At 62.4% G+C, this 18,068-nt stretch carries 21 protein-coding genes; 18 read left to right on the top strand and 3 right to left on the bottom strand.

What is annotated here, in order from left to right; all coding sequences use genetic code 11:
• Positions 1-71 precede the first annotated feature (71 nt).
• The 8 genes from AC07UK_RS04855 to AC07UK_RS04890 all read left to right on the top strand — a co-directional run bounded on the left by AC07UK_RS04855 (position 72) and on the right by AC07UK_RS04890 (position 7,400).
• Entirely contained in the window at positions 72-452 is a 381-nt protein-coding gene (locus AC07UK_RS04855) for a hypothetical protein (protein ID WP_058698150.1), read from the top strand.
• 9 nt (positions 453-461) lie between these two features.
• Positions 462-932 (top strand): hypothetical protein, encoded by a 471-nt coding sequence (locus AC07UK_RS04860; protein WP_081050302.1) that lies wholly within the window; start codon positions 462-464, stop codon positions 930-932.
• Positions 933-1,197: 265 nt separating this feature from the next.
• The gene (locus tag AC07UK_RS04865) at positions 1,198-1,590 is read left to right on the top strand and encodes a hypothetical protein (RefSeq protein WP_058698149.1); all 393 of its coding nucleotides are present in this window, start codon (positions 1,198-1,200) and stop codon (positions 1,588-1,590) included.
• A gap of 68 nt (positions 1,591-1,658) precedes the next feature.
• The gene (locus AC07UK_RS04870; protein ID WP_058698148.1) at positions 1,659-3,218 is read left to right on the top strand and encodes a hypothetical protein; all 1,560 of its coding nucleotides are present in this window, start codon (positions 1,659-1,661) and stop codon (positions 3,216-3,218) included.
• Between the two features lie 266 nt (positions 3,219-3,484).
• Entirely contained in the window at positions 3,485-4,510 is a 1,026-nt protein-coding gene (locus tag AC07UK_RS04875) for an ATP-binding protein (RefSeq protein ID WP_058698147.1), read from the top strand.
• A gap of 107 nt (positions 4,511-4,617) precedes the next feature.
• The gene (locus AC07UK_RS04880; protein ID WP_058698146.1) at positions 4,618-5,535 is read left to right on the top strand and encodes a DUF3150 domain-containing protein; all 918 of its coding nucleotides are present in this window, start codon (positions 4,618-4,620) and stop codon (positions 5,533-5,535) included.
• A gap of 7 nt (positions 5,536-5,542) precedes the next feature.
• Complete coding sequence (locus AC07UK_RS04885; protein ID WP_058698250.1) at positions 5,543-6,709, top strand: vWA domain-containing protein; 1,167 nt, start codon at positions 5,543-5,545, stop codon at positions 6,707-6,709.
• A gap of 328 nt (positions 6,710-7,037) precedes the next feature.
• Entirely contained in the window at positions 7,038-7,400 is a 363-nt protein-coding gene (locus tag AC07UK_RS04890) for a hypothetical protein (protein WP_058698145.1), read from the top strand.
• A 109-nt stretch (positions 7,401-7,509) separates the two neighbouring features.
• Here the strand turns inward: AC07UK_RS04890 and AC07UK_RS04895 are convergent, their stop codons facing one another.
• Genes AC07UK_RS04895 through AC07UK_RS04905 form a run of 3 tightly spaced genes read right to left on the bottom strand, consistent with a single transcriptional unit; the run spans position 7,510 to position 9,146 of the window.
• On the bottom strand, positions 7,510-7,917 hold the full coding sequence (locus AC07UK_RS04895; protein ID WP_058698144.1) for a bactofilin family protein: 408 nt from the start codon (positions 7,915-7,917) through the stop codon (positions 7,510-7,512).
• 8 nt (positions 7,918-7,925) lie between these two features.
• Positions 7,926-8,525: a hypothetical protein gene (locus AC07UK_RS04900; protein WP_058698143.1), complete on the bottom strand. Its 600-nt coding sequence runs from the start codon at positions 8,523-8,525 to the stop codon at positions 7,926-7,928.
• A 15-nt stretch (positions 8,526-8,540) separates the two neighbouring features.
• Positions 8,541-9,146: a hypothetical protein gene (locus AC07UK_RS04905; protein ID WP_143010730.1), complete on the bottom strand. Its 606-nt coding sequence runs from the start codon at positions 9,144-9,146 to the stop codon at positions 8,541-8,543.
• 714 nt (positions 9,147-9,860) lie between these two features.
• On the opposite strand from AC07UK_RS04905, the gene AC07UK_RS04910 reads away from it, so the two are divergent.
• The 10 genes from AC07UK_RS04910 to AC07UK_RS04955 all read left to right on the top strand — a co-directional run bounded on the left by AC07UK_RS04910 (position 9,861) and on the right by AC07UK_RS04955 (position 17,726).
• A complete protein-coding gene (locus AC07UK_RS04910; RefSeq protein WP_442875270.1) occupies positions 9,861-10,100 on the top strand; it encodes a DUF7696 family protein in 240 nt (79 codons plus the stop codon).
• The gene (locus tag AC07UK_RS04915; RefSeq protein WP_058698141.1) at positions 10,049-11,341 is read left to right on the top strand and encodes a recombination directionality factor; all 1,293 of its coding nucleotides are present in this window, start codon (positions 10,049-10,051) and stop codon (positions 11,339-11,341) included. The genes AC07UK_RS04910 and AC07UK_RS04915 overlap by 52 nt, the downstream gene beginning before the upstream one ends.
• 106 nt (positions 11,342-11,447) lie before the next feature.
• Positions 11,448-12,860 (top strand): metallophosphoesterase family protein, encoded by a 1,413-nt coding sequence (locus AC07UK_RS04920; protein WP_058698140.1) that lies wholly within the window; start codon positions 11,448-11,450, stop codon positions 12,858-12,860.
• A 164-nt stretch (positions 12,861-13,024) separates the two neighbouring features.
• The gene (locus AC07UK_RS04925) at positions 13,025-13,537 is read left to right on the top strand and encodes a hypothetical protein (protein ID WP_058698139.1); all 513 of its coding nucleotides are present in this window, start codon (positions 13,025-13,027) and stop codon (positions 13,535-13,537) included.
• The gene (locus AC07UK_RS04930) at positions 13,525-15,852 is read left to right on the top strand and encodes an AAA family ATPase (protein WP_058698138.1); all 2,328 of its coding nucleotides are present in this window, start codon (positions 13,525-13,527) and stop codon (positions 15,850-15,852) included. Before AC07UK_RS04925 ends, AC07UK_RS04930 begins: the two co-directional genes overlap by 13 nt.
• Positions 15,853-16,033: 181 nt before the next feature.
• Entirely contained in the window at positions 16,034-16,267 is a 234-nt protein-coding gene (locus tag AC07UK_RS04935; RefSeq protein WP_058698137.1) for a hypothetical protein, read from the top strand.
• Positions 16,268-16,316: 49 nt separating this feature from the next.
• Positions 16,317-16,754 (top strand): DUF29 domain-containing protein, encoded by a 438-nt coding sequence (locus AC07UK_RS04940; protein WP_058698136.1) that lies wholly within the window; start codon positions 16,317-16,319, stop codon positions 16,752-16,754.
• Between the two features lie 14 nt (positions 16,755-16,768).
• On the top strand, positions 16,769-16,948 hold the full coding sequence (locus tag AC07UK_RS04945) for a hypothetical protein (RefSeq protein WP_058698135.1): 180 nt from the start codon (positions 16,769-16,771) through the stop codon (positions 16,946-16,948).
• Between the two features lie 13 nt (positions 16,949-16,961).
• On the top strand, positions 16,962-17,432 hold the full coding sequence (locus tag AC07UK_RS04950; protein ID WP_081050300.1) for a hypothetical protein: 471 nt from the start codon (positions 16,962-16,964) through the stop codon (positions 17,430-17,432).
• Positions 17,433-17,447: 15 nt separating this feature from the next.
• Complete coding sequence (locus tag AC07UK_RS04955) at positions 17,448-17,726, top strand: hypothetical protein (RefSeq protein ID WP_058698133.1); 279 nt, start codon at positions 17,448-17,450, stop codon at positions 17,724-17,726.
• Positions 17,727-18,068 lie beyond the last annotated feature (342 nt).

An 18,068-nucleotide genomic window follows, 5' to 3' on the forward strand; every position in this document is an offset into this window, starting at 1 on the left:
CCGGACCAACCCATTGCGGGACACTCGTCCCGACAAGGGAGGGGATGTCCCCATCTGATTCGAGGATATCCATGAAGCTTCCCAAGTCTTTTCTTCGTCCCCACGCTCCCGGCAATCCGGCAGCATGCCAGGCGCTGCGTCGCGACGCATGCCGCATGCTGCGCCGCTTTGCCGGTGACATGTCCTTGCGCCCACGCGATTACACGATCCGCGAGCATCGGCAACGCCGGCGCGCGGTGGCCGTGTTCGCGCTTCAGACGGAATCGTTGCTGCTCGAGATCCAGCATCCGCCAGGCGCCGAAGGCATTCGTATGTCCTACCGGACGTGCCGCGGTCGCAATGACCTCAGCGGTGGCCGCAACAACGCCATCCACTTGCCTTCGCTCTCCACCGATGATGGCTATACCAATCTGCTGACCACGCTTCGCGTGGTTGCCGGTCGGCGCAGCTGAGGGATCATCATGACGACTCCTATTAAGGTCACATTCACATCGACGGCAGGCGAGGAGATAAACGGTCAGGCGCAGTTCGAGCCGATGTCTGAGCTCGTGACGCTACCCTCACAATTGCTTGAGCATGTACAGCGAGCCAGGGCTGCATGTGATGGGCATGCCCTCGTCGCACATGAGGACGGGTATCGCTATCCGCTGCAGCCGGTTGAAGATGGTGTCTACCAGCTTGACCGCTCGCGTCGGCATCGGCAAAGGCTACTGGAGCAAGCTTGGAAGGCTGTTACGGCGCCAACCAAGGATCAGCGGCAGCAGTCTGGCCGCTTTGCACACACGCTGTCAGCCGCTGCGCTCATCGGCGCCAGCGTTTACGTAGGGTATAGCAATGTATGGATGCTGGTCGCCCTAACCGACGTTCTTAGCCTCGTCGGCGTTGGCGCTGTACTATTTCTCGTAGGCGCAGTTCTTTCCAAAGGAGATTGAGTTATGACTCTCGGCCTTTTTGTATTGATTCTCGGCGGTGCCATCTCGGTCTTCCTGCTCTGGGCAGACCGAAACGGTCGTCGTGTACACAAGGACTAAGCGCCGTTTCGTCCACGCCCAGCCATCTGCGCGTCGCAAGGCCGAAAACGCCGATCCAATCGGCTCACCGCATGAACGCACTCCATACAAGGGGTGCGATTTCATTTCCAGACCCACACGGGCGTCGTCCCGATGGGGCGGCTCCCTCCCAAAGGAGTATCCCCCAATGGACGACATCGTCTATGGCGCTGGCTCGGCCAGCTATCCTGCCGGCGTGCTGTTGCGCGTCGGCCTTTATGACTCGAACCTGCGCCCGGCACTGCGACTGGTCTGCGCTGACGATGGCATGCCCTATGCCTCGCTCAGCGTGAACTTGCCGGAGGCGCCATTGCTCGCCGGCGAATTCTGCGTGGCGGCCGACTGGAACCTCCCCGCGGACTTGAAAGCGGCGTTGCTTGCCACCGGCAGGTTCGCGGACACAGGCCGCGGTATCGAAGGCTGTGGCCAGGGCGGCGCCATCTGGCGCATTACGTGTCCCGCGCTGCTGTCGCAGCTGGGGGCTGCCCGCATCGTCGGCAGCCGGTCCCGTCCGACCCCGAGCATGGCCGCCTTCGCTTAGCGCTACATCCCATTCCAACCCTTTCGGGGCACGTCCCCGAAGGGGCGTGCTCCGTCTTGGAGCACATCATGTACGTCATTACCCTCGGCCAGCGAGCCGAAACTCGCACGACGCTCGCCGGCGTGCTGCATCTGCTTAACGACGACCGAAGCGAGACGGCCCAGCCGCGCTTCGAAGAGATCGCAGTGCGCCACGTGGAGGGCAGTAACATCCCCGTTGTGCGCCTGTCGCATGGCAAGCTCGGCGTTCGTCCTGCCGGAAGCGCCCGTTCGATTATCGCGCGGGTCATCGATGAGGTGGATCGCTTCATCGTGCGTGTGTGCGGAAAGATCCTGCGTCCGCAGGAAATGAGCCGCGCGTCCTGGGGTGCCGTGCTGGCGGCGGGCCGCTTGGCCTACTTTCCGGAGGAAGCCATCGACCTGTCACCAGGCGCGGCCGGACCGCTGTTCCAGACAGCGGATCTCTTCGAGGAGTCGGGGCCCTTCGACATTGCGCAATACGTGCAGTCCGAATTTGTCCGGCGTTTTGGCTATGGCACCAACGGGCCGTTGTACGACCCAGCTCAGATCCCGAACGCCCGTCATGAAGTGCACGTCGCGTACGCGCTCTTGCGAGGCGAAAAGATTCGTGATTGTGTGCTGAACACGTACCGCGACAATCCGCGCTTCGGGCAGTCCGACCTGGACTGGCTGCAGCCGCTGATCGCTGTGCCTGCACTGCGTGGCGCGCTGCCGGCCCATCACCTGCGGGCGCTCTGCCGTCTCCTGCGACTCGAGAAGATCGCTATCTCGCCGCAAAACGCGCCGAAGCTCCTGGCGATCGCTCGACGCGTCCCTGCCGACGGCACCGATGTGCACGTGGACGACGCCTTGTACGAGGCTGGCGTACTAGCACCGCGGCCCACCCCTGTGGCGCGCCCGGAAGAGGGGCAGGCCGCAGCGCCCGTCTCTGCGCTCGCCTCGCGAATTCATCACCTCATCTCGCAGCGGCAGTTCCATGCGAAGATGGATAAGGCGAAAGCGCAGCGCGAAGTGTTGGAGATCAGCCAGCGGCATTTCGATGATATTGCTACGCGGGCAGTGCATGCTCGCGTGTCGACCAGCTTCGACTGGCCCAACAAGGTTGCACTGGCGGTCCTCCAGCGGGACGTGGCCACGCTTCTGCACATCTTCGACAATCCGAAGGACTGGAACGTCGACTCCAAGCGTGCCTTGCGCGAAGAGCTCGAAGTGGACCTACTGCAATGCACCGCGTCGGTTCGTCGCCAGCGCATCTTTGAGATGTGCGGCTTCTCACCGACGGAGCAACAACGCTGGGAGCAGCAGGCGGCAGCCGCGAAAGCCAACCGGCTCGCGGTGCAGGACTTCGAGGATGCGCGCAGGCGTGCTGAGGCGTCCAGCTGGCGGCTTGAGACCGGGAAGGTGCTCAATGGCCGCGAGTACGTGGACTTTTGCATCGCCGAGGGCTTCTCGGAGATCGTCGACGTGCCGCGCGGCAGGGCGCGCGAGTATCGCATCCGCGATCCGCGCCGCAGCATGTCGCGACGCCTGCGCGCCAAGGACGGCACGCTGGCATATGCCAAGGCAGTGATCGCGCAGACCAACGCGCCAGTCGCCCTTGCAGCTTGACTATTACCCCTGGCCTACGGGCCGGGGGATTTTCCTGGAAACACATAGCATAAGTGTGAGCTTTCGCCGGCGCCGAGCATCGCGTCGCAGGTTAGTCTTTCTCAACCGCAAGCTGTGTTCGCACTGAACCGAATCAGTCCAAACACAGTTTTACCCGCGTCTCTGACGCATCGACCCACCGCCGGCATGCCGGCCCATCTCTTGAACCTTCCCACAGGGACCGCTCCCTGTGCGGACGGGCCTGTGGGATCTCCGTAAGGAATCCCATGGAACTGAATCCCCCCCAACTGCAAAAGCTGCTCGCCGCCTGCATTCCGGCCACGTTGCCGGTCCTCGTCACGGGCGCTCCCGGCATCGGCAAGAGCGATATTGTCGCCGGGGCCGCTATGGATGCTGGACACGACCTGCTTATCTCCCACCCCGTAGTCGAAGATCCGACCGATTCGAAGGGCTTGCCCTTCCCGTCATCGGACGGCGCCCACGCACGCTTCCTGCCCTTCGGGGATCTGGAGCGCGCGCTGGGTGCCAGGCGTCCGCTGGTCTGGTTTATCGACGACCTGGGCCAGGCCACGCCTGCCGTTCAGGCCGCCAAGATGCAACTGCTGCTGGCCCGCCGGATCGGCGAGCATGCTTTGCCGCCGTATGTCACCTTCGTTGCAGCGACCAATCGCCGCGTCGACAATGCCGGCGTTTCAAACATCCTGGATCCGCTGAAGTCACGCTTCGCGACCATCGTGGAACTGACGACTTCGGTCGAGGACTGGACGCGCTGGGCGGTGGCAACGAACCAACCGCCGGAGCTGATCGCGTTCTTACGCTTCAAGCCCGATTTGCTGCTGTCTGAGAACAGGACTCGCGAAATCGAGAACCTTCCCAGCCCCCGAAGCTGGGGAATGGTCGGCAAGCTGTCGAAGGTGGTCCCTGCCGAGCTCGAGCACGTGGCCTTCGCCGGCGCGGTCGGGGAGGGTGCTGCAACGGAGTTTGTCTCGTTCAAGCGCCTCTTCCGCGAGATGCCGTCTCCGGATGGCGTGCTCGCGGCGCCCGCTACCGCACCGATCCCGACCGATATCGCGGTGCAGTACGGCATTGCCACGGCGCTCGCGCGCCTGGCCAACGCCAACAACTTCGATCGCGTGATGGTCTATGCGAATCGGCTCCACGAAGCGGGGCTCGGCGAGTTTGCCGTGCTCCTTGTGCGGGACGCCGTGGAGCGCGATGCGTCGATCGCCAGTACCCCTGCATTCATCGTGGCGCAGGGCGGCCCGATCGGGGCTCACATCCGCGGCCAGTAAAGCCGCATTTCTGCAACAGCACCACATCTGCCGGCCGGCTCGGGTCTTCCCGAGTCGGCCTTTTCTTTTCGCTGCCGCTTTGCGGCACATCCCAGTGAGGATTCATCATGAACATTACCAATCTGACGTCTCGCGTCATGCTCTCGACCCTCAACATCTCGCTCTGGCGCGCGCGTCGTTTCGACACCCGTGCCACGCAGGAGGTGGAGGCTAAGCACGAGGCCAAGGACATTGGTCGCTTCAACAAGCGGCTACTGACCGACGGTGCAACGTCCTACAAGGAGGTCTGCGCCATCGGCAATCGTGCACGCTCGCTGTTCGATAGCCACTCACTGGACTACGATCAGCTGGGCGTGCGTCTGCTGCCGACAACTGTCTATATGGAGGTCGCGGAGAAGCTGCGTGCCCTGCGGGACGAGTTTGACGGCGCCAAGGCACAGTTTCTGGCCGACTATCCTCGTCTGAAGGACGAAGCGCGCGTCGCGCTCAACGGTCTCTTCGACGAGGCGGATTATCCGACCGAGGCAGAGCTGCGCAAGAAGTTCGGTATCCGCTTCTCCGTGCTGCCTTTCCCCGATGCTAGCCAGTTCGGCATCGATCTGCCTCCCGACGTGCTGCAAGGCATCCGCGATGAGATGGATGCGCGGGTCATGGGAGCTGTGAAAACGGCCAACAATGACCTGGTCGGCCGTCTGTATGAGGCCGTGCAACACTTCGCCAACCGCCTGTACGGGGAGGGCAACGTGCGGCTTGACGTGGCCGACAAGGTGCGCGAGCTGAGCACGCTACTGCCGAAGCTGAACTTCTCCGAAGACCCCGTGCTCGCGGACCTCCTCGCCACGACCCAGGACCAGCTTGCCTGCTACACCGGAGCGCAGCTGAAGGATGACCCGCTGCTGCGGCTGAATGTGGCTGAGCGCGCGATGGAAATCGAAGCGCAGATGGCCGCATTCATGGGTGGCCCGCCGCCGGCGATGACGCGCGAGCAGAGCGACATGCCCATGCTGCAATTGCTTGCTGCGTGAGGTTGCCATGCATGCGCGAATCGTGAAGCAACGCGCGGCGCTGGTGCTATCGCAACCGTTCTTCGGTGCGCTGGCCCTGCGTCTGGCCCTCGTTGAGGATCCTGCCTGCCAGAGCCTGTGGGTCGATGGCGTGCGCCTGGGCTACAACCCAGCGTATGTCGCGTCCCTGGATGACCTCGAGCTGCGGGGCGTCCTCGCGCACGAAGTGCTCCACGTGGCCAATGGCCATTGTTGGCGCATGGGGGCGCGGGATCAGGAGCGGTGGAACCGCGCGTGTGACTACGCGGTGAACCCGCTGGTGCTCAACGCCCAGTTCAAGCTGCCTCAGGGCGTCTTGCTGGATGGGCGATACCTGGGCAAGTCGGCGGAGGAAATCTACGCGATGCTGCGACAGGAAGAATCGTCGCAGCAGCCGGATGCCGAGGCTGGCAGCGGCTCGGGAACTGAACCGTCACCGCAAGCCAGTGGCCAGCAGCCAGCACCACCGTCGACAGGATGTGGCGAGGTGCGGCAATACACGGGCGCCGACCGGCCGGCGGTAGAGGGCGAATGGCGCGTAGCTGTGAATCAGGCTGCGAAAGCGGCCAAGATGCGCGGCGCGTTGCCTGGCGACCTTGAGCACCTGGTGGAAGCCGCGCTACGTCCGTCCGTCGATTGGCGAGCGGTGCTGCACCGCTTCGCCGCCCAGGCGGCCAGGTCAGACTACAGCTGGAAGGTGCCCAACCGTCGCTATGCGCATCTGGGTCTCTACCTGCCGTCGTTGTACTCGGAAGCGGTCGGAGACGCGGTGTTCGTCAGAGACTCCAGCGGCTCGGTGTTTGACGAGACGCAGCGGCAGTTTGCGGCGGAGATTATTGCGGTGCACCAACACCTGCAGCCGGCCCGGCTCATCGTTATCGATTGCGATACGCGGGTCACGCAGGTCCAGATCTTCGAGCGTGACGAGGTGGTTGATCTCCGGCCGTTGAAGGGCGGCGGGGGGACCAGCTTTAAGCCGCCATTCGTATGGCTGGAGCAGGAGGGCATCGAGCCCGCTTTCCTTGTCTACCTCACCGACCTGTACGGTCCATTCCCTGCCGCGGCGCCTGCCTATCCAGCCCTCTGGGCTTCAGTCACGCCGTTGGATCGCATCGCCGCACCACCTTTCGGTGAATGCGTAGAGGTCATCGTTTGACCCAAGCCCTGGCTACGGCCGGGGCACTATCTGCGGAACGAAGTCACTACTGAGCTGTCAACTCATGTAACCCCTCAAGCGAGCCACAGACGTGCCGATGGTGGATACCGAAGTGGTCGTAGCAGGCTCCAGCCCCGGCGCTTTTCTTTTTTGGATTCCTATGTCAGCAAGCATTGCCCAATCCGAAGCATGTGGTCGGACTATTCGCGTAGCCGAAACAACGGCAGGTGCCAGTCGCAGTGAGCGGCTGGACCGTTGCCAAAGGCGGCGCGCGTGTTGCCGGCATGGGACGCCAGAAGAGCGAGCTTTGGAGCCCCAGCTTCTTGTGATGGACGTCGACCGCCTGCCGAAGCATGGCATGGCGCTGCGTGTCGACGAGTGGTTTTCAGTTGTCCGCAACGGAAATTTCTTGCCGTTTGACGACTGGCTCCCGATTGTTGCAATGCCGGTGCAATCTGCGGTGGCGGGCATGCGATTGCCGCAAGGCAATGTCGCGTTCGAATTGCGCCACGGCAAGCAATACGCGATCGAAGACTCGGCGCATGGCGCCAGGACGTTTCAATGCATCATTGACGGCCGCGTGCCGCTTGTGGCCTTCATTGACGAGCCAGGCTACCGGGGACCGTGGATCACGGTCCGAAATCTCTTTACTATCGAAGAGATGGTGAGCATGCGAGAACTGCGCGAATGAGAAAGGAAAGGGCCCAACGCGTCTGCGTGTCGGGCCCTTGTTCTTTACCGGTTTTGGCAGAAAGACGCCGTTTATGTGCGAGCTTTCCGGAAAATTGCTTTGAGCATGCTCATACTTTTACCGCCGGCTCGGCCTCCGCCGTCGGCGCGGCGGCTGTGATTGTCGCCTCCGGACCGTCGCCATAGGTGAGAGCGGGAATCCGCGAGATAGTCCCCTCCAGGGCTGCAGAGCTACCAAGCCGGATGGTACCGGCATAGGCAATCCGGCCTTTCACGCGGCCATTGATATGCAAGGAAATCCGGGCCGCCACATCTCCCTCGACGGTGCCATCGATCAGCACGTGATCGCCTTCAACGGTGCCGCGAATCAGCCCTTCCGCACCGATATGGACCAAGCCTCGGGATGAACGCAAATCGCCATCGACCAGGCCAAAGCAGCTAACGCCGTGATCGCAGGCCACGTGCCCGTGGATACTGAGTCCTGCCTGAATCAAACTGAAGGTTCTTTGCTGGGTCATGTCGGGAATCAGAACAGTTTGATCTCGTTTCCGCGGCTGGATGCCGGGGTTACCTGCGCGGTCTGTGGGGGGGAGGCCGGTTGCAGCCTGGTGGGCGCCGGCGCAGCCATGTTCTGCTTCGGGACTTGCGCCTTGGGCGCTTGGGGCTTCGCCCGGTTCTCGGCAGCGGCTGCTGAGCTCGCCGCAGGCGCGGGCGCGGACACGGCCGGCGCAGCTGACGGCGAGGGGACAGGCGTGGGCTCAGCAGCGGCTGGCTGCGCGACGCTTGGCTGCGACGCGGGCCATTCGTGGCCGCCATCTTCGGCTGGTCCAATGGCCGCTGGCAAAGCGGCAGCCGTCGACGACTCGGGGCGCTTGTGCGTGTCGCCCGACGCGAGCCATCGACCTCCGCCGAAGGCGAGAACGGCAATCAGCACAATGCCAAGGCCCCGCCAATGGATCGGCTTGATACGCGCCCAGGCAGGCACTGCCTCGTTCCCGGACGGCGTGTGAGTTGGGGGCAGCGCCGACGAGGCGCTAAGGCTGGCGGCACCGGACGGGGCCAGTTCGATCGTGACGGGCGGCTCCGCATAGTGCGCGTGCAGGCGTTCGATTTCGTTGATGTCCATACTGTCTTTCAGGTTTCAGGCTTGATCGATCAGCTTTCCGTCGGGGGAGAAGCAGTCGTTGTCGGGGATGCAAAGCCGGTGGATCGCACGGATTTGTCTGGCAGCGCCAAAAATCGCCTCGTCCTTCTCAGCGTCGGTAATAGACTGGGCCATGTATGCCCCGAGCGCACGGTGGAAGAGTCTGTCGTGCTGGTTAAGCAGTCGGATCAGCCGTCCGGCTAGCGAGTGTGTCACCACGAGCTGCCGTTGGTCGAATCTAAGGCTGAGATGGCGCCTTGGCTGCCGCTCAATCCATTGCAGCCTCGCGTCCATCCATTCCTGCGCCGCTCGGAAGGCCTCGTCCAGGGCGAGGATCTTGCCTTTGCTGGCCACCGAGAACTTCGACGTGATGAAGTTGTAGTCGCTGCGCAGGAAGTTCCGTACGAAGTCGGTGCAGTAGGACACTTCTGTGCCGCTGTCCGTTTGAGGAACGATCTTTGCGACGCGTCCCTCGCTGAGCATCCGCCGGATGGGCTTGGGTCCGGCGTCGGATGCGGTGGTGTCAGAAGGCGCGTCCCGCGACGATATCAGCGGTATAGGATGCGGCTCGCCATCGGGCAGATGATGGGAAGGTTCGGCCATGTTCCATGTGGTGGGATCTCTCTCAGCAGGCATTCTGAGACACAACGCTGCACAGATGCCTGGAGAAAGCGACACATAATTGGCGAGCTTTCTGACTTTTTTCCGGGTGCTGATGTGCCACAATTCACTCACACCTCGCGTCACTGACGCATCGACCCTGACTCCTGGCGAGTCCATCTTCTGCTCCAAGTCGTGCCATTTGCGCACGCGCCGACCGGCTGGCTACCGGTGTGGATATTCCTTGTGATAAGTGTTTTCGCCGAACACTTCCCTCATCAGCTCGTAATACGCGTCTTTCGCTGTGCCTCTTCATAAGTGCACGCTGGACACCGTTCGAGCCTGGGACCATGTGGCGTCTCTCTCCAGGCCCCTCCTAGGCAGAACGGCTGACGTCGAGCCGATCCGTGAACCTGCGGCCGAACCTGTGGGTTCGCGAAATGGGTTGTTGTGCAGCGTGACCATGCTGCACGAGGACGACTTTACGTCCTCAGCATGAGCGGCGGGCGATTAGCACGCTGCTCCCTGAGTGCCACGCCCCCGGAAGGGGCGTGGCATGCAGGTCTCTCGAACAAAGCTCGCTCTCCGGCGCATCCGGGACGCGGGCTTTCTTTGTTTGTGAGAAGCCTGTTTCGGGGAGATGTCATGCACCACGATTCCGAGATTTCCGCCGCCATCGCGGCAATGCTGGTTCGTCGGCGTCCGATGTACAAGGACATGCCGGCAGCCTGGCGCAACCTTTGTGAGGCGGCACACGTCGCAAGTCTTCCGGAAGCCGCTCGTGCGGCCTTCCTTTCCACCGTAACGACCCAGCGCGGGGCAGACACAGCCTTGCGCCTACGGGAGCATGGTGCGTCCATCCGGGCGAACGTCGTTCGATTTCTCTCAGAAAGGAGAATGAACGCATGCATGCACCCATTACCTACAGCGGCTTCGACGGACCGAGAAGCCTTCTAGAAGAGCGGCCCATGCGGCCGCCTATCATCGGCAAGATCCGGCCGGGAATCAAAGTCCTGACTCGCAAGGCCCGGGAGAATCCCGAAGCCGTGCGAATCCATGACGCGATGCTTGCCCAAGGGCATTCATTTGAGTCGATCGGCATCCAGATCGAGCGCAAGACCCAATTGCGCAACGCCCTCGTGCCGAAGAACGTGCCATGGTTTACCTGTCGAGGATCGGACTTCGCGAATCCTGCCGTAGCCGACGACATCCTACAGCGCTACGGCGAAGACCGCGGCGATGGCAATGGCCTGAAGCTATGGCGCTTCCCCGTGGTGTTCGCCTTCGATGACTGGCTGCGCAACATGCCAAATGAGCTGGTGACGTACACGGCCAGCGGCAGGCAGTTCTTTTCGGAGTACGGACCGGACGGCTTGCGCTACTGCAAGACCTACGCGCTGGTGCAACGCGATGCGCGAGCCAATCGTGCGAAGCGCGTGTGGGGTGGTCGACCTGTCATCCTCCGTCAGGACGATGCTATCCCGGACGGCCGGTGCGATCCACACAGCTGCCCGCAGTACCAACAAGGCTTCTGCAATCTGTCTGCCTCGTTCTTGTTCGCAGTTCCGAGCACTCGGGGCCTGGGCTTGATCGAATTGCCGACAACGTCAATTTATGTCCTGCAGAAGGCGCACGCGGCCATGCAGACTGTCGCGCTGGCACGTGGGCGTCTGGTCGGGGTCCAGTTCTTTCTGAGCAAGCAGGAGGTCGAGATCAGCCGGATCGAGCCTGAATCCGGCAAGCCGGTTCGGCAGATGCAGTGGCTCATCACCCTCGATGCGGATCTCGATCTGGCCGGGCTGCTTGACGGCTCCGATCGGCCGGAGCTCGCGCATGTCGAAGCCGCGCAACACGCGATCGCAGCGCTCGAGGGCACACCGGAAGTGTCGCAGCAGCGTGAGTCTTCAGGCGATTCTCCGCCAGAGGATGAGCGTGCGTTGCCCGACGCGCAGGCCCAGCACGCGGCCGATGAAGACCTGGCCGCGGAGTTCAACGAGCTCGCCGGGCGCCTCGGCTTCGGCAACGAGCAGGATCGCATGGATCTGCGTGTATTTCTGCAGAACAGCTTTGGCGCCGGATGGACGAAGCGGCCCGAAGCGGTTCGGCAGGTGGTGAACGACATGCGCATTGCGTTGGCGAATAACCCGGTCGCATACCGCGAGCAGGTGAAGGCTATCGCCGCCGAGATCTCTCCCTGAGCCTGGCCTGCGTGCCGGCTCGACTTATGGACGCCCGATGGTGTCCATGCTTCCTTTCGCTTCGCTGGCCAATCCGGCGGCACATTCCCTATCCATAGGAGGTTCCATGCTCAACGAAGGCGAAAGCCTGCGTCTGGGTCATTTCTCAGACCTGCACTACTCGCCCAGCCATCTGGCCGAGGCGGACCATTGCTTTGGCTTTGCGGTCGACGATGCGATTGCGTCGGGCTGCCACGTCGGGGTCGTGTCGGGAGATTCCACCGATCATCGTCTTGACGCGCACACGCCAGCGTTGTCCGCGCTCGCACGGCAGATTCACCGGCTGTCGGCCCACATGCCCGTCCTGCTCCTGCAGGGCACTTACAGTCATGAGCCACCGGGCACGCTGGACCTGTTCCGACTCATCGGTGCGCACCATCCCGTATACGTAGCCGATCGCATCCATCAGGTCGCGCTGTGCGCGGGGCAGTTTGTACCGTCGGACGGCCCGGTTTTCTCGCCCGCGGAAATCGACGTGCTGATGGCCCAGCACGGCATGCCCGAAGTGGTCTTCACCTGCGTGCCGACCGTCAACAAGGCGGTACTGGCTGCTGCCGCCGGCGTGGCCAACGCAGCGACGGCGGTGGGCGACCAGCTTGCCCACTACCTGGCCGCGGCTGGCGCTATCAATCGCCAATGGCGGTCATGGGGCGTGCGCACGGTCGGCGTGTCGCACGGCACGGTGAACGGCTGCCAGACCGAGCACGGCGTACCCATGGCCGGCTTCGACCATGAGTTCACCATTGGCGCGCTGTTCGAGGCCGAGTGTGACGCCTTCATGCTTGGCCATATCCACCGCGCTCAGCAATGGGAGCGGGAGGGCAGGGTAGTGGCATATCCCGGCTCCATCGGGCGATTCCACTACGGCGAGATCGGGGAGAAGGGATACCTGCAGTGGCAGGTGACCCCCGGACATGCCACGGCCTCGTTGGTGGCCACGCCTGCACGCGCGACGGTGTGTGTGGACTTCGATGGCCCGCCGGACATGGCAAGGCTCGCCGACATTGCCATGGAAGCCGCTGAGAAGTTCGTGCGCATTCGTTGGACGGTCAACGAGGAGCATCGTCAACTGGTCGACCGTGACGCGGTTCTAGCGCTGTTCGGAGAAAGCGCCGAGGTCAAGATCGAGACGCGCGTCTTGCCGGCCGTGCGTAGCCGCGCTGAAGGCATCAGCCGGGCGGCCAGTCTGCCGGAAAAGCTCTCCCGCTGGGGTGAGCTGACCGGCGTTGACACTGCCCCGTTGGTAGACCGTTTGACCATGCTGGAAACGCTCGATGCACAGTCGATCGCGGACGGCGTGCTCGCCCAACTGCGCGAGGCTGGTGCGCATGAGCATCCCCGAGCGGAAGTGACACCAAGCGGTGTTGAACGCTCCGACCCGAGCCCGGACCCCGTGGCGGTTCTCGCGTCGGCGCCGCTGGCCGACCAGTCAAGTATGGACTGGCTCACCGATGACCTGTTCGCGGGGCAACCCGCCTAACCCTCTGAACATGCGAGCCCTGTTCCGACAGCCGTGAGTGGCTGTCGAAACCCGGTTTCACCCGCGTCGTTGACGCATCGACCAGCAGTATCCATTTCTTTTCTATCTACCCAGACGTGGTGCTTCCCGTCCGGGGCGCGCTCCGTCCTACCCTGGAGTGCAACATGATTCTCTATCACGCCGGTCCGAAGTGGCTCCATGTTGAGGAAAGTGCCATGACCCGCACGGATCTGGCCAAGCGGTTGTGCGAGAACCACCAGTTCACGCAATGCATGATGTATGAGCCGTTCGGCCGCGGCCGCGGCGCAGTGATTGCCAAGCGCGATCACATACTGGTCATGGCGATTGCCACCGACGGTGGCAACACCTGGTACTCCGTGGCACCGTCCAAGGAGCTGCAAGACGTTATCTGGTCTTTTTCGAACGGCTTTGCCGGACAGTGGAGCGCATTGGAGCTCAGGGCCATGACAGGCCTGGACGACTGGAAGGCGCTTCTGCAAATGGCCGGAGTTCAGTTTGCGGCGGCGGTGCGTTCGGTCGAACGCGCAATCGCGGGCCAGCCGGAGCAGGATGTGCCGGCCGCGGCCGAGATGCCGGTGTTTGATGGCGGCGCCATGGAGCTCCCGTCTGACTATCTCCACTCCTTTGGCGCGGAGGTCCTCGAATGCGCCCATTGAAACTGACCCTCGCCGGCTTCCACGGTATCCGCGATGGCATGCACCGGGACAGCGTTACGGTGGATCTGACCGATCTGCCGGCTGGCCTGATTGCAATTGTCGGCCCCAACGGCGCCGGCAAGACCACGATCATGGACAACCTGCATCCGTATCCGCTCATGCCGAGCCACGCAACGAAGATGTCGGCCGACGCTTTCTCGTACTGGGACCACCTCTGTGCCCCGCGCGCGGAGAAGGACCTGGAATGGGAGCACGGCGGCAAGGTTTACCGGTCGGCATTCGCGTTTCGCAACCCGGGCAAGAGCCGCAAGGCGGAGTACTACCTGTTCGAGAAGAGCGCGACGGGCGACTGGAGCCCGGTGCAACTGTCTGACGGCACCGTTTCCGATGGCAAGGCCGACACGTACGGCCGCTGCCTTGACTCGGTTCTGGGATCGGCCGAAGCCTTCTTCACCAGTGTGTTTTCCGCGCAGAACCGGCGGCCGCTGGCAAGCTACCAGCCCGCCGAGATCAAGAAGCTGCTCGCCGAGCTGCTCGGGATCGATCACCTGCGCGAGCTGTCCGCGAAAGCGGGCGACGTGGCCAAGGCGCTGAGCCGTGCTCTGGATGGGCTGCAGCGGGATGTACTTGTGCTGTCTGGCAAGCGCGACACCGTGGCAGCGATGACCAGGGAGATTCAGGAGATCGACCAGGCCCTTGCTGCTGAGCGGACGCATCGTACGGAGCGGCTCAACCGTGGCAGCAAGCTGGAGCAGGAACGCGCCACGCTGGCTGCCAAGCAGGCGGCATCGGCCGGCACTGAAGCCCGGTTGCGCGAGTTGCATCAGCGCAAGCGGGAGTTGATGGCACGTGGCCAGCAGCTTGCCATGGACGATCGCACGGCGATTGCGAAGGCGACTGCGCGGCAGCGGGACCTTGAGCATACCCTGGCGACGAGCCAGGCAACCCTTGCGCAATCCGAGGCGATCACCGCCGCGGGCGCGCAACAAGATGGCGTGCAGATGGCCCTTGGCCGTCGGCAAGCGGAACTTGCCGAACGGCAGCGGGAGCTGGCCGAAGTCGAAGCGCTTGCGACGCGGCATGCGGGGCTGGTAAGTGAGCTGCGCGGGATGGAGCAGCGCGGCTCGGTGGCGGCACAGCTGGCGCGGACCCTCAAGGCCCAGACCGATGTCATGGATACCGTGCCTTGCAGCGGCCACCCAATGCACAGCCAGTGTCCGTTGCTTGCGCAAGCCCGCGAGGCCAAAGGCCAGTACGAAGCCCAGGCTATCGTGGTGACCAATCTGCGTACCAGCTACAGGGATAAGCAGGAAGCCCTGAGGCCAATGGACGCGGCATTGCAGCGCCTGCCGGCGGCTCGTGAAGCGGTGGCATCCCTGCAGCGAGACATCGCGCGAGACAATCAGCAGCTTCAACGCCTGACTGCCCTGGCGGCTCAGAGACCGTTGCTTGACACCGCCGCCGCTGCGCTTGGGAAGGCACGGGGCGACCTGGCAGCCCTGGCGCAGGAGGAGACTGAACGGAAGGACCGGCTCGTCCGGGATCTCCAGGATGTTGAATCCCAGCTGGCTGTGATGCAACGAGAGGTTGACACGCTGGCCGTAACCGATGTGACGGGCCTGATTGCGGACCTCGACCGCGACATTGCGGGCGTCCGGGAAGGGGTCAGCGCGGCCGACGGCAAGATCGAAACATTGATCCGCCGTCAAAGTGCGCTGGCCACTGAACGTGACCGGATCGAGCGGGAGCTTGGTGGTTTGCCGGGGCTTGAGTCGCAGGTGCAACGCCTGTCCGACGAAATCGCGCAGTGGAAGCTGCTCGGCAAGGGGCTCGGCAACGACGGCGTGATCGCGTTGTCGATCGATGATGCGGGGCCAGCCATTACCGGCATCGTCAATGACTTGCTGCTCGCCTGCTATGGGCCGCGATTCACAATCGCGATCCGGACGCAAACGACGCTGGCTAGCGGGGAAGCCCGGGAGGGGTTCTCGATTGCGGTACTGGATGCCGATAACGATAGCTCGAAGGAGTTTTCCGTGATCAGCGGCGGCCAGAAGGTGTGGATCAACGAATGCCTGACGCGCGGTATCGCCCTGTATCGGGCGCAACACGCGCGGCAGTCCTTTCAGACGCTGTTCACTGATGAAGCGGACGGTCCGCTGGATCCGGAGCGCAAGCGCGCCTTCATGAAGATGAAGCGTGAAGTGTTGCGGGTTGGCGGATATGAACGGGAATTCTTCATCTCCCAGACGCCGGAGCTGGTTGATGAGGCCGATGGCATGATCGACGTCACGGCGCTTGCTGCCGGGGCGTAATCGCCTTCTCTATTTCAATCCATGGCCGGTTCCGAAAGGGACCGGCTTTTCCATTTCTTCTGACAGAAAACTGGAGCAACCATGGGTGAGGGGCCCAGCTTTCATAGCTCGGACGGCTCCAAGGCGGCATGGGAGAGCCGTGTGCTATTCTTGGTGCACAAGTGCACCTAAGCGCGAAGTTATGAACGAAGTCAAAGAGGATAACGGCGCGGAGCTGCGTGCGCTGATCGTGCAAGCCGGCATCACCCAGGTGGAAGCGCTGGCGTTGGTCAACAAGGGGCAAGCCTTTCCGATTTCCCTGTCCACTTGGAAATCATATCTGGCAGCACCGGACAGTACGCGGCGGCGTAATTGCCCGGATGCGGTCATCAATCACGCCAGGAAGACGATCGGGAAGCCAAGCGAGCGCGCTTGACGTGGTGCACGTGTGCACCTGGCATTAAGCCACATTTGATGGAGCCGTCATGGGTACGGCCTATGAGAAGGATGTGGTGGCCTGGGCAGGCGAGCAGGCCGCACTGCTGCGTGGGGGCAAGCTGTCGGCCATCGACGTTCGGCACATTGCAGACGAGATCGAGGACGTGGGCAAGAGCGAACAACGCGAATTGGCAAGCCGCATGTCCGTGCTGCTGGCGCACCTGCTGAAGTGGCAGTTTCAGCCTTCCCGCCGCAGCAAGAGTTGGCAGTTCAACATTCGCACACAGCGCAAGGAAGTTGCCTACGTGCTGAATGAAGCCCCAAGCTTGCGGGGTAAGTTCAGCGATGCTGCGTGGCTCGACATCGTATGGTCAAAGGCCCGCAGCATCGCGAGCAATGAGACCGGCCTGGATCTCGATGTCTTCCCGGAAGCGTTGCCTTGGGCTGTTGATGACGTGCTCTCGCAAGATTTCCACCCTGAATAACGGAAAAGCAAAGCATGGCACAGACCCTCGATGCTTTCATCGCCGAGCTGCGCAGCGATGTGGAGCGATTCGAGCAGGCTTACCGCGCGCGCGTGGTTGAGAAGCCGGATCAGTATCCGCTGAGCCTGCCGGATGGCCAGGAAGGGTTGTGGTTCGAGTTCTTCTTGGACTTCGTGACCAACGATAACGTTTGAGACGGAAAAGAAATTGAACAACGTCATCCTGACACCGGCGATAGTGGCAGCTCTTGTGAGCGACTGTCTTGGAACAGTGAAGGTTCTTGGAATCGTTGGTCGGTGCCGAACGGGAAAGACCTTGTCGTTGAAGCAGTGGACGGAAGAAACACGTGCACAAGATGGCTTGCGAGTTGCGTATGCCGACAGCCAGACGCTACTGATGAGTGAGAAGGTTGAGGTCGATTTCGAAGGCAAGGTGCGGGGTGCTACGGTAGGTCACTACCCGATGTTCGATTTTAACGGTGCTGATATTGTGGTCGTGGATGAGCCGCTGCAGAACCGGGAACTTGTGGAGAGGCTGTTTGCACACGTCGATCCCAGCGGGGGCGCTTTCATGCACCGGCTGATGGTACTGCCACTCCAGACTGAGGATTCCATTGAGCGCTTTGGCATCCCACGTTCGGCGGTTCGGCTGTACTCGGTCGCCGGTCTGCCGCTCTAACATAGGAAAAGAGCGATGCTCCTGCACTACGAGACCGAAGCCGATGCGCACGCGGCGGCGATGCGATTGCGCGCCATGGGGCCACATGCGCGGCGGCTACTCGAAGAGTGCGTGGAAACGCAGGAACTGAAGCGCAAGAAGGTATCAGCTGCGGCGCAGATGCTGTCCGACTCCGGTTTCATTTTCATCCGGGACAGCGGCGATATGTGGCAAGCAGAAGTCACGCTCAGTCCATCGCTGGCAGGGGAGGAAGCACTAGAGGCTCTAGAGTGGAACGAAGAGCGCTTGCGATGACGATGCTGCGATCGAAGCCGATGTACCGCGAAACGGATAAGAGCAATGGGTGCGAGCGATGGATTGGATGTGGGGGATGAGTTAGAAGCGAAAGCGACATCTAGGACTGGAGTCGAAGACGGTAAGCCCGTATTGCTCCACAAGGGGGGCAAACACTACAAAGTCGTTTTCTGTGGGCCACCACGGTTGTAGTCGTCGATGAGACGGGGACCAAGCAATGAGATTGATCGCGTGGATGCCTTCCTTACGACCTTCCATTGGCATCTGTTGGAGGTTGGGTCGCGCATGCACAGCAGTTGAGGCTCATGATGTTCGAGGAGCCAGAGCTGCCGCCGCCTGAGC

It is taken from the genome of Cupriavidus sp. GW821-FHT07C08 (assembly GCF_059419025.1).